Below are 12,651 nucleotides of genomic sequence, written 5' to 3'. Positions count from 1 at the left end.
CTCTCGGGAGATTGATGGGCCGTCCTGGCTCAGAATTCTGCCCGGTCGTCCTCGGGCAGGTACTGCTGGTCAAGCGTCGTGGACCAGTCGATGGGCTCGGAGATCTGTCCGGCTGCCACCATCAGATCCGAGAGGTTCTTCAGGCCCGCGGGGTCGACCTTCTGTGAATATCCCTTGGCCAGCAGCTCGGGATTGGCGGCCAACGCCGCCTTCATGACCTCGGGTGACACCCCGACCAGCGGGGCGATCTCGGTCGCCGCCTCATCGGGATTGGCCACCAGCCATTCGTTGAGCCGGTCGGCGACGGTAAAGAAGGCGCGCACGTTGTCCGGGTTCTTCTCGGCATAGTCGGCGTTGACCGCTACCAGATCGGTGGGCAGGTCACCCAGCACATCGCGGGAATCGACCAGCACCTCAGCGTTTTCCGACGCCTTCTTGTCGGCGATGAAGGGCTGCATGGCCCATCCTGCGGTGATCTGGCCTGCCTTGGCTGCCGTCCAGTTGTCGCCCATCGGGCCGACCGCCTGCGTCTTGACCCCGAGCTTGCGCTCCAGCCCCTTGGCGACCAGCTCGGTCGACGAACCGGCCGAGCTGAACCCCAGCGTCGCGCCCTCCAAGCTGCGCCCGGGCGGCGAGATCCACGAGAAGTCGTTGACCTGGAACCACGGCGCCACCACTTTGAGATTCGAATTCGGTTGCTGCGCAGCAAGAATCACCGAGCTGTTGCCTGCGATCGCCATATCGGCATCACCGCTGGTGACGACGCGCAAGGTGTTACCGCCACCGCCGCCGGAATACAGGTCGACGTTCAGGCCCTTCTCGTTGAACCAACCCTTGTCGATACCGACCTGCAGTATCGCCATGAACGGCAGGCTGTCGACGCCCGTCGCGGAGATGCTCAAAGCATCTGTTCCTGCACTGTCGGGCCCGGCGGACTCATCGGCACAGGCCGTGGTTCCGGCGAAGAGGGCAACGGCGGCACCCGCCGCTACAAGGACTTTGGGAAACCAGGACATCCGACACAACCTCCGAGGTAGTGAATATTGGATACACTATACGAATTACTGTGATCTAGGTCAACTTTTTCGGACGTTGTGACGGGTCGAAACCCTGGACAACAATCCCGCCAACTCCAAGCCGGCTGCAATACCGATCATCGCCGCTGCCGCGGCAAATCGCGAATGACTCTTTGACGCGGTCCCCGCCACGGCCGGGAGGGGGACATCTGCCGAACCGGCAACGGTCGCGCCGGTTGGTTCCACCGCGGACATCCGCAGCCCGTCGGCGACGGTCAGCGCGCGCTTGAGCGGCGGTGGAGCGCCCGGCACCGCACTTCCCGGGGCGGGAAATGCAGGCACCGGTTGCGCTGGATCAGCCAAGGCTGTCCACGATCTCTGCGAATGTGCGGATGGTCGGCGCGCGGCTCTCACCGGGCCGGACGAAGGGAATGATCGAAACCTGGTCCACACCGAGCCCCTCGATCTGCTTCAGGCGCTGCCGGCATTCGTCGGGCGTCCCGGCCAGTGCGAACAGATCCACCAGCTCATCGGGCACCAGATCGGCGTGCGAGGCCTCGGTGTTCATGTGCTCGTAGTAGTTGTACGACTCCCGGATTCGGTCGATGGCCTTCTCCAGCGAGGGGTCCACCTTGGCCGGCAAGGGACGGATCGCCACCCGTGACACGTGCGCACGGACCAGATCCCGCGCGTGGGTGCGGTCTTCATCGATCGCGGTCGGTGTCCACAGCACGATGTGCAGGTCGTCGAGGGTCCGCCCGCTTTCGGCTGCGCCGGCTTCGATCGTCTTCAACGCGGCCTCGATGAAATGCGGTGCGGTTCCGACGAGCACGATCACACCGTCGGCGATGCGCCCCGACATCCGCAGGATCTTGGGCGCGGAGGCGGCGATGTAGATCGGGATGTTCATCGGTTCGGTGAGGTAGTTCAGGTGGTATTCGGCGCCGCTGGTCGGCTCCGCCACCTTTTCCCCTTTGAACAACTCGCGGAGATCGCGGATGGACGCCTCCAACTCGGCGAGCTTGAGCGGTTTGAGCCCCATGGTGCGCAGCGAGGAATCCCCGGTGCCGATTCCCAGGGCCACCCGGCCTCCGGTGAACTCCGACAGCGTTGCCCACGTCGACGCGAGCAACGACGGGTGACGGGTCACGGAATTGGTCACACCGGTGCCGAACACGATGCGTTCGGTCCCGACGGCCGCGGCACCCATGACGGTCGATGACTCACGCCAGATGTTCTGGGAGTCGCCGAACCACACGTTGTCGTACCCGAGCGATTCGCTCAGCTGTACGTATTCGCGCATGGCGCCCACTGGTTCAGTCGGAAAAAGACCGACCCCTTTACTCAGCACTATCGACCTCCTGGGCGACGTTGGATATCGTATCCAATCGTAGGGCGATGGTCCCGGTCACACAACCGGTAACCGCGATCGAGTCGGCTGAGGAGAAAGAAGCGTCATGCAACTGGTCAACGAGTTCTCCGTCGATGCGCCACTCGATATCGCCTGGTCGGCGCTCACCGACATTCCACGGGTGGTCGAGTGCATCCCCGGCGCGAAACTCGAAGGACACGACGGTGACGACTATCGGGCGAAGGTCGCCGTGAAGGTCGGCCCGGTCGGACTGACCCTGGCAGGCACCGCCTCGATTGTGCGCCGAGATGACACTGCGCACGAGATGGTGGTGCGCGGGCAGGCCCGTGACCGCAAGGGCAACGGCTCGGCCGAGGCCACCGTCACGATGTCCGCACGCGAGCTCGACGGCCGCGCGACGGTGACGGTACGTACCGACCTGGAACTCGGCGGTCGTATCGCCCAGTTCGGCAGCGGCGTCATCTCACAGGTGAGCAACCGGATACTCGGGCAATTCGTCCGCAGGCTCAACACGATGATCACCGCTCCCGGCGAGGCCGTGCCGTCACGCCCGGCTCCGGCCGCCGTGGCGGCGCACGTCAGCACGGGCGAGACGGACTGGCTCACCGTTGTGGTCACGGCACTTGCCGGCGCGGTGCTCGGACTTGCCATCGGTCGCACCGCCCAGCGGTTGGCGTGACTCAGCGTGCTGTCGTCGCAACGAGTTCCAGCTCCACACACACTCCTCCGGGCAGCGAGGCCACCCCGATCGCCGTGCGGGCATGTGCCCCGACGTCCTCGCCGAACACCTCAAGGAGAAGCTTCGATGCGCCGTCGATCACCGCGGGTTGGGCGTCGAAGTCCGGCACCGCCCGCACGTAGCCGCGCATGTGCACCAGCGCGGTGACGGCATCCAGGCCGACTGCCGCGTCGAGGGACGCCAACAGATTCAGCGCAGCGAACCGGGCCTGCGTTCGAGCCTGGTCGATGCTCACGTCATCGCCCACGACGCCTACCGCGCCGGGGTCGGCAGGGCGACGCGCGGTGGTCCCGGATATCCACACCTGGTCCCCGCTGCGGCGGTTCGGGAAATAGGCACCGAGAGGTTTGACCGGCGCGGGTAATTCGAGCCCCAGGGCCGCCAATCGATCCCGCGGTGTCACGAGTCCGCTTCGGGTTCTTCGCGACCGAACACCGTATGAAGGTGGTCGATCGCGTGCAGGCGGTGCTCGTGGTTCAACTCGACCATGCGGTCGACGTCACGCGCCGCCATCGCATCGACGAGCAGCACGTGCTCACTGTTGACCTTCTCCAGGTCCATCAGGTGCGCATACAGGGGTCGGTAGGCGTCGGCGGTGTTCCACAGCTGAGCGACGATGCGCTTGGTGCGGGCCATCCCGCTCGTCTCGAACGTCAAGAGGTGGAACTGCCGGTTGGACAGACCCACCGCGATCAGGTCACCAGCCGCGGCGGCCCGATCCATCTCTGCCATCTCATGGCGCATGCCCTCGACAATCTCGTCGGTGACGGTCGGCATGGCGTCGCGAATGAGTTCGCCCTCGAGGATGGCGCGTAACCGAAACACCTCGAGGAGTTCGTCCAGCCCCAACTTGGCCACCCGGTAACCGCTGTGCGGCACGTAGGTGATGTATTCCTCGGCCTCAAGGGTTTTCAATGCCTCCCGGATCGGGATCCGGGACATGCCGAACTGCTCGGCCAGGCTTTCCTGCACGATCCAGCTGCCGGGCGCGAGTTTGCCACTGGTGATGTCCTTGCGCAGCGCCTCGGCCACCGCCTGCTGGGCGGTCTTGGGCCGCACGAAATCCGAACGCGGCTCTTTGGCGCCATCGGAGGCGCTGCGACGGGTAGCTGTACGCGGTGGCATCAGATCTCGCTTTCGCTAATATTGGATATTCTATGCGATTACCTACCCGCAGGGCTACGGCCTAGTGCGTGTTTCGCGCCTTCGAATCCCCAATCATGAGCACAATGCGCCACCGGTTGGCCAGCACCACGCCGTCGCACCCTCAGATCAGATCGATCGCCTCGGCGATCGACGGCAGCACCCGGCTGGGCCGGAACGGGTATCGCTCGATGTCGTTGACCGAGGTCGAACCGGTGAGCACCAGGATCGTGTCGAGCCCCGCCTCGATGCCGGCCACCACGTCGGTGTCCATCCGGTCCCCCACCATGACGGTGTTCTCCGAATGCGCTTCGATCCGGTTGAGCGCACTGCGGAACATCATCGGGTTCGGCTTGCCGACGAAGTAGGGATCGCGTCCGGTCGCCTTGGTGATCATGGCGGCCACCGAACCGGTCGCAGGCAACGGACCCTCGGCCGAGGGTCCGGTCACGTCGGGGTTGGTGGCGATGAACCGTGAGCCGCTGAGAATCAGGCGGATCGCCTTGGTGATCGCCTCGAACGAGTAGGTCCGTGTCTCACCGAGCACGACGAAATCCGGCTCGACGTCGGTGAGGGTGTACCCGACCTCGTGCAACGCGGTGGTCAGGCCCGCCTCACCGATCACATACGCCGACCCGCCGGGCAACTGGCCATCCAGAAACGCCGCCGTGGCCAGCGCGGATGTCCAGATCGCCCGTTCGGGCACCGTCAAACCCGACCGGGTCAGCCGGGCGGCGAGATCGCGCGGCGTAAAAATCGAGTTGTTCGTCAGAACCAGGAACGGCCGCTCCTTGTCGGCCAGCCGTTGCAGAAATTCAGCGGCACCGGGCAACGCATGTTCCTCGCGTACCAGGACGCCATCCATATCGGTAAGCCAGCACTGGGCATGTGAACGCACGGGTCCAGTGTGTCAACAGGGCGCCGAAACCACCGTGCAACGCGGTGATCCACCAGGCGTGGCGCCAGCTGTCAGCGGGACCGGGCCGCTAATCCGAGTCGGTGCGCTCCGAGCCGACGTGCACTACGGGAGACTCCACCTTCTCCCCCGCCGCACTCGTGCGACGAGCCTTGATGAACCGCATCGCAGCCGGAAGGAACAGTGCCGCCAGCGCCAGGAGCAGCAGACAGAAAGGCAGCGGCTTGACGATCCACCCGAAACTGCCGTGCTCGATGATCATCGAGCGCCGGTAGCTGCTCTCCATGATGGGTCCCAGCACGAGGCCGATGACCAGGGCGATGATCGGGTAGTCAGCCTTGAGGAGGATGTATCCGATCACACCGGCCACCGTCATCACCAAGATGTCGAAAGGGTTGTTGCGCAACGTATACGACCCCACGACGCACAACAGCACAATCACCGGCCACAGAATCCGTGGGGGGATGAGGCTGATCCGGGACCAGCCCTTCACCCCGACGAGCCCAACGACTGTCAGGATGACGTACGCGACGATCAACCCGACAAACAAGCCGTAGACGAGGTCCGGACGTGTCTCGAAGAGTTCAGGGCCGGGATTGAGTCCATGCACGGTCAGTGCGCCGATGAGGATGGCTGTCACACCGTCCCCCGGGATTCCGAGGGTGAGCATCGGCCCGAGCGCTCCGGAGATGCTGGAGTTGTTCGCAGCCTCTGAGGAGGCGACGCCACGCGGATCACCTTTGCCGAACCGTGATTTATCCCGCGCAAACCGCTTGGTCTCGCTATAGGCGACAAACGAGCCGATCGTCCCACCGGCGCCCGGCATCACACCCACGACGAATCCGATCAGGGTTGACCACCATGTCGTCGGTGCCAGCGCGCGCCACTCCTTCTTGGTGAGCGCATATCGCCCGGTGAGATCGAGGACCTCGTCGCCAGACCCGCGCCGGATGCGTTCGTACTGTTTGAAAGCCTCTGCCACGCCGAACAAACCAATCATCACCGGTATGTACTGGATACCCGAGGTCAGCTCGGCGGAGTGGAAGGAGAAACGAGCGTAAGCCTGGATGGGGTCCAATCCGACCGTTGAGAACGCGACCCCCAGCAGCGCACAGATGATGCCGCGGATGACGACTCCGCCGGAGACCGAGACGATAACCGTCAACGAGAACAGGCACAGCATGAACATCTCGGCCGGCCCGAACATCAACGCCACCCGTGCCAGCATCGGGGCCATCAGGCCCAGCAGCACAACGCTCACGATGCCGGCGACGACCGAGGTCATCAACGAGATCGTCAATGCCTGGCGGGCCCTGCCCTGCTTGGCCATCTGGTAACCGTCGATGGTCGTCGCGGCGGCACCGGGGGTGCCAGGCACATTGATGAGAATCGCTGGTATCGCGCCGGAATACATCGCGCTGGCCGTGACACCCAGCAGCATCATGAGCCCCGGCAACGGTTCCATGGTGAAGGTGAACGGCACCAGGACCGCGACCGCCATCGTGGCGGAGAACCCGGGAATCGCACCAACGAGCATGCCGAGCAACACGCCCGCAAGGATCATCGTCAGCGAGTGCGCCGTGAGAACGGCCTCCGCTCCCTCGAGCCAGCCGCCCATCAGAACAACATGTCTCCGATAGGGCCGGACGGCAAGGGCACGTCGGCGAGGGTGATGAGGAAGAATGCGGTCACCAGTGAGGTCCCCACCGAGACCGATACGAGCGTCACAACGGATTTCTCACCGGCAATGAGCATGGCGATCAAGACAAACAGGGCGCTCCCGATCACGTAGTCCACGGACAGAAAGAAGACCGAGTACAGCGCGAGCACCGCAAGGATCGCAAGGACTCTGATCGCGGCCGTGCCACCCGGGAATGACTCCACCGATGTGCGCTTGCACCCCTGGTAGACCCCGAGTGCGACGAGCCCGATGCCCGCGAGCTTGGGGAAGGCTGCCGTCCCCGGATCGCCGACTTGTGCCGGCTGTGGAAACCCTTGCGACAGCACGAGCATCGCGAGTCCGACAGCAACGACGAACCCGGCCGACACCCAGCGGGTTGCGGTGGGCTCCATCACTTCTCCGTCATTCCGAACTGGTCGACGAGGTGCCCGTATTCGACGAACTGGCTTTGGAGGAACTTCGTGAAGTCGTCATGGTCCTTGTAGGTCGGTGTGAAGCTCTGCCCGGCCATGAAGCTCTGGAACGATTCGGCGTCGAATGCCTTCTTGAAGCAGCTGTTGAGCTTCTCCACGACCTGGTCGGAGACGCCGGCGGGAACCACAAGCCCCCGCCAGACCGGGATGCTCCAATCGACCTTCAGCTCCTTGAGGGTGGGGGTGTCGGGCAGCTGTTCCAATCGCTTGTCGCCCATGACCGCGATCGCGCGCAACCGACCGGACTTGATCTGCGCGTAGGACTCTCCGGCTGTCGCGCTGACCCCGTCGACCTGCCCGCCGAGCGCAGCCAGGATCGCCTGGGATCCGCCGCCGAGTGGAACGTTGGTCGGCGCCGCCACGCCCGCACGTTCCGCCATGCCGAGGAAGGCGAGCTGGGTGATCGACCCTGCGCCACTCGTCGAGATGTTCAGGCCGGACGCGGCATGCTTTTTGAGGTCATCGAACGTCTTGATATCCGAGTTGGCCGGGACCGAGATCACCGGCGGGTCATTGTCGAACTGCATTACGCCGCGAAACTGTGCCGGGTCGAGCTGGGACGTCCCGAGGTTGGGGGCCAGATAGGTGGACGAAGTGGCGACGCCGACCGTGTAGCCGTCGGCGCCTGCGCTGCCTACCTGCTGCATACCGACTGCGCCTGCGCCGCCTTCGACATTGGTGATCGTGATGGAGGTGCCGCACGGTTCACGTGCCGCCTCGGCGAGTGCGCGCATCGACATATCCGTTCCACCACCGGCGGAGAACGGGACGATCACGTTGATCCCGTGCTCGGGGAAGTTGTCCGCTCCAGTGGCTGTGGATCCGGAGTTCGCGCAGCCTGTGGCAAGCAACCACAGGCACGCAATCACGGCGAGCGCGCGAATGTTGTTGACTGTCCTGGATGTTGCGCTTCGAGGGTGCGGCATCTCGGTGTCCCTTCGATTACCAGCGGAATGTGACGACGCTAACATCGAAATCGCATGCTCGAGCAGATCAGTATTTGATACCGGTATGCGTGAGCTGTCGCGTCACAGCTCACGTAGCCAAGCGAAACGGATCGCGCGTCGAGTCCGACAGGTCGATCATCGTGTTCTTTGTGCGGGTGTACTCCAACAACGCATCGGTGCCGCGTTCACGGCCGTATCCGCTCTGTTTGACGCCACCGAACGGCGCTTGCGCTGCGCTCGCCCGGTACGTGTTGATCCACACCGTGCCCGCCTGCAACCTCTTCGCGACGCGGTGCGCACGGGTGATATCGCGGGTCCAAATACCGGAGGCGAGACCGAAATTCGTGCCGTTCGCGATCTGGATCGCCTCCACCTCGTCCTCGAACGGCATGATTGCCAGAACCGGGCCGAAGACTTCACTCTGAGCCAGCCGCATCTGCGCAGTGACGTCGGCGAATACTGTGGGCGGCACGAAGAGTGCAGGCCCGGAGTCAGCCTGACGTCCCCCAGTCACGAGCCGCGCCCCGTCCTGCACCGCCTCGTCGATCCGTCGCAGCACCGAGTCGTACTGGCCGCGGTGAGTGATGGGCCCCATGTCGGTGTCGGGGTCGTTCGGGTCGCCCAGACGGATCTGCCCGGCTCGCTCGGCCAACCTATCCACCACATCGCGGTAGATCGAGCGCTGCACCAACAGACGCGAACCTGCGATACAGGTCTGCCCTCCGGCCGCGAAGATCCCGGCAACGGCACCGACAAGGGCGCGGTCGACGTCCGCGTCCTCGAAGATGATGTTGGCCGACTTCCCGCCGAGCTCGAATACGCACGGCACCAGATTCGCGGCTGCGTTGGCAGCAACACGCTTCGCCGTGCCCACGCCACCGGTGAAACTGATGAGACCGATCCGCGGATCGCTCGTGAGCGCCGTCCCCGTCTCGCCTGCGCCCACGACGACGTTGAAAACGCCCGGCGGGAACCCGATCTCCTCGACGAGGCGGGCGAACTCCAACGTGCTCGCACTCGCATGCTCCGACGGTTTGACCACCGCGACGTTACCGGCCGCCAAGGCGGGAGCGAGCTTGTTCGCGAGTTGGCTGAGCGGCGAATTGCACGCCGTGATCAGGGCCGTCACCCCGACCGGCTCCCGGCTCGTGAAGTCGACCATGTCCTCGGTGTCGAGCGGTTTGTACTCGCCCGTCAGCTTGTCGGCACTGCCCGCGTGGAACCGGTAGTTGCGGGCCGCGAACGCGATCTGCGCACGGTTCTCGCGGAAAACCTTGCCGCTGTCCCGAGTCTCGATCTTCGCCAGCTGTTCGACGTTGTCCTGCACGGCGATCGCGAGCGCATCGAGCAACCGGCCCCGCTCGACGCCAGGGGTGCGCCCCCACTCGTCCGCCGCTGCAGCCGCGGCCGCGACCGCGGTGTCGACATCAGCGGACGAAGCCTCGGTGTGCTGCGCCCACGGCTCGCCGGTATAGGGATCGATCGATGTGAACCCGCGTCCCGAGCCGGCGGCCCACCGGCCGCCGACGTAGTGCCGGGTGTAGTCCTGCATCACATGGCTCCTCACGTTCACGATCATGCCGAGGCGCTCATCGTGGTCACCGTGTGCTGGTGGTCGCGCAGCACCCAGTCGGCCACCCGCTCGCCGATCATGACGGCAGGTAGGTGGGTGTTGGCGCGCGTGACCGCGGGCATCACAGAGGTGTCGGCGACGCGCAATCCCTGGAACCCGCGCACCCGGCACTCGGTATCGAGGACCGCCGCCGGATCGTCGGTCCTGCCGATCGCACAGCCGCTGGCAGCGTGCGCAGTGTCCCGCACGACGGACCGCGCCCATGCCCGCAGCTCTTCGCCTGCCATGTTCAGGTCGACCTCATTTCCGTTGACGTCCACGATCGCGGTTCCGTCCGGGAAGCCACCCGCCCGGACCAGATCGACGGCATGGCGGATGAGGTACTGCGCGAGGTCGACATCGCGCCCGTCACTCAACAGGTTGAAGTCGACGTCGGGGAGCGCCCCCGGATCGGCGGAGGCAATCTGTACCCGACCCCGCGACTGATTCAGCGCCAGCTTGCACAGCAACGCCCCCGTGTCGCTGCCGGGGATCACGTTCACGTCGGTGATCAGCAGATCTCCGAACCGGCTCTCGCGAAGCTGCGAGCTGAACCGGATGGTGCAGTTGCCCCGGCGACGTTCGGTCCGGGCGGGACGACCGTTGGGCACGCGCAGCAGCAGCTCAAAACCGGCGTGGTCCTGCAGGCCGATGCCCACCGGCAGCTCGGCCCGCACGTCGATGTCGAGTGCGCGCAGTAGGCCGGCGGGGCCGACACCCGACCGTTGCAGGATGGCCGGCGTCATGATCGCCCCCGCCGAGAGGATCACTTCGTCGGCGTAAAACGATCGCGACTCACCGGCGATCGTCACCGCGACCCCGACTGCCCGGTCTTGTGAGAACAACACCCGGTCGACCCGGGCGTCACCGATGATCGTCAGGTTCGACCGAGACCGGGCCGGCTGCAGGTAGGAGTCGTTGGTCGTGATCCGTTGCAGGTCCTCGATATTGGAGGCGGTCGGCGAGGCGCCCAGGGTGTTCGGTGCGTTGTGGTCGGGCGCCCAGCCATGCCCGAGGATGAACGCGGAGTCACGCAGCCCCTCGTCGATCGTGCCCCAATCCTCCTGGGCAACCCTGGTGATCGGGGTCGGGCCGTCGGACCCGTGGTAAGGCTGGTCGCCGAAATCGGCGTCGCGCTCCAGTCGGATGAAATAGGGCAGTACGTCGGCAGAAGACCATCCGTCGCATCCCGCGGCAGCCCAGTCATCGAACTCCTCCATCGGGGGTCGGATCGCATAACACCCGTTGACCGAAGATGACCCGCCGAGCCCACGCCCCCGCATATACGGTGCCGGATCGCGGCCGGCGACCCGCCGCGCAAGCTGTCCTTGCCACATGAACTGCGGCGGCACCATCGACAACGTCGTGATGTCCCACTTGTACATGTTGTTGGGGCGGCGCAATTCGGGCGGGCATTCCTCGAACCGCCAATCCGGACCGGCGTCCAGGACGAGCACAGACAGGCCCTGGCTCAACCTACCGGCCAGCGCCGCGCCCGCGGAGCCTGCGCCAACGACGATGCAGTCCCACTGCCGCACTTTTGTCACCGGGTTCTCCTCATCTGGGACTCAGGCCGGTTCAGTGACCGAGTCGCTCGAAATGGTGTGGGCAGCAACGGCGTCCTCGTCGACCTCGACGCCCAGACCGGGGCCGCCGGGGACGGTGACGTGGCCGTCGTGGATCGTGAAATCGGCCTGGACGGTCAGCGGATCCTCGCCCGAGACGCCCAGCCCGAAGATGAACTCCGCGCCGGGCATGACCCGCTGCTCCGGGAGGCTGGCGCAGAAATGGGCGCCTGCGGCCGCCTCGAGGCGGGACTGGACCGCGAGCCCGCCGATGTTGATCCGGATGTTCGCCGCCTCTGCGATCGCCGAGATGCGCTTCGCCGCTCTGATACCCCCGGTCTTGTAGAGCTTGATACAGAACACGTCGACCGCTTCGGCCACCGCGAGCTGATAAGCGTCGTGCAGCGTGAACAGGCTCTCGTCGGCCATCACGGGCACTCCATCGGCTGCATCGCGAACCCGTCGCAAGCCGGCGAGGTCGCGACGGTCAACCGGCTGCTCGATGTATCCGAGCCCGTACTGCGCGAGCGCGCCCATGGCCGCAATAGTCTCTGATACCTGCCAACCGGTGTTGGGGTCGACACCGACGACGACATCGGAGCCGACCTCGGCGCGCACAGCCTCGAAGTTGTGCACGTCTTGGCGCCAGCCACCTCGGCCGCCGGCCTTCAGGCACAGCACACCGATCCCGAACTCGTTCACCGCGCGCTGTGCGTCGGCCACCATCTGTTCGGTCTTGCCGAGGCTGATCGACCATTCCAACGGGATCTCGGGTTGGCAGAGACCGCCGATCAGGCTGTAGGCCGGAAGGCCGACCGCCTTGCCGATCGCATCGTGCAACGCGAAGTCGATCGCGGTCCGGGCATTGGAGTTGAAGGGCAGGCGCAGGTCGAAGTCCGCCCACATCTGGTCCAGGTCGAAGATGCGCTTACCGATGAGGTAGGGCGCGTAGATGTCCCGGATCGCACTGACCACACTGTGCACGGTGTCCGGTACGAAATGTCCCGGTGCGGTCGGGCGAACCTGACCGTAGCCCACGACGCCCTCGGCGTGAATGCGTACCAGTACCGGCTTTCCGAGCGGAGACCCGGCGGGCCCGGTGTCATAGGAACCGCTGGACATGGTGCGCTGCAGCCGTCCCGCCAGCTCGGTCACAACAATGTCGACGCGTTCGATCTTCACGATGA

12 protein-coding genes are annotated in these 12,651 nt (G+C 65.1%); 1 reads left to right on the top strand and 11 read right to left on the bottom strand.

Features of this window, described 5'->3' with window-relative positions; all coding sequences use genetic code 11:
- Positions 1 to 29: 29 nt before the first annotated feature.
- Together M1247_RS20260 and M1247_RS20255 are read right to left on the bottom strand one after the other, a co-directional pair.
- A complete protein-coding gene (locus M1247_RS20260; protein ID WP_317158170.1) occupies positions 30 to 1,016 on the bottom strand; it encodes an ABC transporter substrate-binding protein in 987 nt (328 codons plus the stop codon).
- A gap of 355 nt (positions 1,017 to 1,371) precedes the next feature.
- Entirely contained in the window at positions 1,372 to 2,367 is a 996-nt protein-coding gene (locus M1247_RS20255) for an LLM class flavin-dependent oxidoreductase (RefSeq protein WP_317158169.1), read from the bottom strand.
- A gap of 106 nt (positions 2,368 to 2,473) precedes the next feature.
- Here M1247_RS20255 and M1247_RS20250 point away from each other — a divergent pair, with 106 nt between their 5' ends.
- Positions 2,474 to 3,067: an SRPBCC family protein gene (locus tag M1247_RS20250; RefSeq protein WP_317158168.1), complete on the top strand. Its 594-nt coding sequence runs from the start codon at positions 2,474 to 2,476 to the stop codon at positions 3,065 to 3,067.
- Between the two features lies 1 nt (position 3,068).
- Here M1247_RS20250 and M1247_RS20245 read toward each other — a convergent pair whose 3' ends face one another.
- From M1247_RS20245 to M1247_RS20205, 9 genes are all read right to left on the bottom strand, one after another.
- Entirely contained in the window at positions 3,069 to 3,530 is a 462-nt protein-coding gene (locus tag M1247_RS20245; RefSeq protein WP_317158167.1) for a RidA family protein, read from the bottom strand.
- Positions 3,527 to 4,252: a GntR family transcriptional regulator gene (locus M1247_RS20240; RefSeq protein ID WP_317158166.1), complete on the bottom strand. Its 726-nt coding sequence runs from the start codon at positions 4,250 to 4,252 to the stop codon at positions 3,527 to 3,529. Before M1247_RS20240 ends, M1247_RS20245 begins: the two co-directional genes overlap by 4 nt.
- Before the next feature lie 142 nt (positions 4,253 to 4,394).
- Complete coding sequence (locus M1247_RS20235; protein WP_317158165.1) at positions 4,395 to 5,168, bottom strand: HAD-IIA family hydrolase; 774 nt, start codon at positions 5,166 to 5,168, stop codon at positions 4,395 to 4,397.
- 88 nt (positions 5,169 to 5,256) lie between these two features.
- Positions 5,257 to 6,804, bottom strand: a complete 1,548-nt coding sequence (locus M1247_RS20230; protein ID WP_317158164.1) for a tripartite tricarboxylate transporter permease — start codon at positions 6,802 to 6,804, stop codon at positions 5,257 to 5,259.
- Complete coding sequence (locus M1247_RS20225; protein ID WP_317158163.1) at positions 6,804 to 7,259, bottom strand: tripartite tricarboxylate transporter TctB family protein; 456 nt, start codon at positions 7,257 to 7,259, stop codon at positions 6,804 to 6,806. The genes M1247_RS20230 and M1247_RS20225 overlap by 1 nt, the downstream gene beginning before the upstream one ends.
- Complete coding sequence (locus tag M1247_RS20220) at positions 7,259 to 8,266, bottom strand: tripartite tricarboxylate transporter substrate binding protein (RefSeq protein ID WP_317158162.1); 1,008 nt, start codon at positions 8,264 to 8,266, stop codon at positions 7,259 to 7,261. Before M1247_RS20220 ends, M1247_RS20225 begins: the two co-directional genes overlap by 1 nt.
- 109 nt (positions 8,267 to 8,375) lie before the next feature.
- Entirely contained in the window at positions 8,376 to 9,839 is a 1,464-nt protein-coding gene (locus M1247_RS20215; protein ID WP_317158161.1) for an aldehyde dehydrogenase, read from the bottom strand.
- A gap of 23 nt (positions 9,840 to 9,862) precedes the next feature.
- The gene (locus M1247_RS20210) at positions 9,863 to 11,446 is read right to left on the bottom strand and encodes a GMC family oxidoreductase (RefSeq protein ID WP_317158160.1); all 1,584 of its coding nucleotides are present in this window, start codon (positions 11,444 to 11,446) and stop codon (positions 9,863 to 9,865) included.
- A gap of 21 nt (positions 11,447 to 11,467) precedes the next feature.
- Positions 11,468 to 12,646 (bottom strand): mandelate racemase/muconate lactonizing enzyme family protein, encoded by a 1,179-nt coding sequence (locus M1247_RS20205; RefSeq protein WP_317158159.1) that lies wholly within the window; start codon positions 12,644 to 12,646, stop codon positions 11,468 to 11,470.
- Positions 12,647 to 12,651 lie beyond the last annotated feature (5 nt).

The organism is Mycobacterium appelbergii, from assembly GCF_032883035.1.
GTDB lineage: Bacteria > Actinomycetota > Actinomycetes > Mycobacteriales > Mycobacteriaceae > Mycobacterium > Mycobacterium appelbergii.
This window is presented reverse-complemented; position numbering and strand designations above follow the sequence as displayed.

Bases quoted from the DNA above. Each gene is read 5' to 3' on its own strand.
- M1247_RS20260 (WP_317158170.1), bottom strand. From the start codon at position 1,016: ATGTCCTGGTTTCCCAAAGTCCTTGTAGCGGCGGGTGCCGCCGTTGCC.
- M1247_RS20250 (WP_317158168.1), top strand. From the start codon at position 2,474: ATGCAACTGGTCAACGAGTTCTCCGTCGATGCGCCACTCGATATCGCC.
- M1247_RS20240 (WP_317158166.1), bottom strand. From the start codon at position 4,252: ATGCCACCGCGTACAGCTACCCGTCGCAGCGCCTCCGATGGCGCCAAA.
- M1247_RS20230 (WP_317158164.1), bottom strand. From the start codon at position 6,804: ATGGGCGGCTGGCTCGAGGGAGCGGAGGCCGTTCTCACGGCGCACTCG.
- M1247_RS20225 (WP_317158163.1), bottom strand. From the start codon at position 7,259: ATGGAGCCCACCGCAACCCGCTGGGTGTCGGCCGGGTTCGTCGTTGCT.
- M1247_RS20220 (WP_317158162.1), bottom strand. From the start codon at position 8,266: ATGCCGCACCCTCGAAGCGCAACATCCAGGACAGTCAACAACATTCGC.
- M1247_RS20215 (WP_317158161.1), bottom strand. From the start codon at position 9,839: ATGCAGGACTACACCCGGCACTACGTCGGCGGCCGGTGGGCCGCCGGC.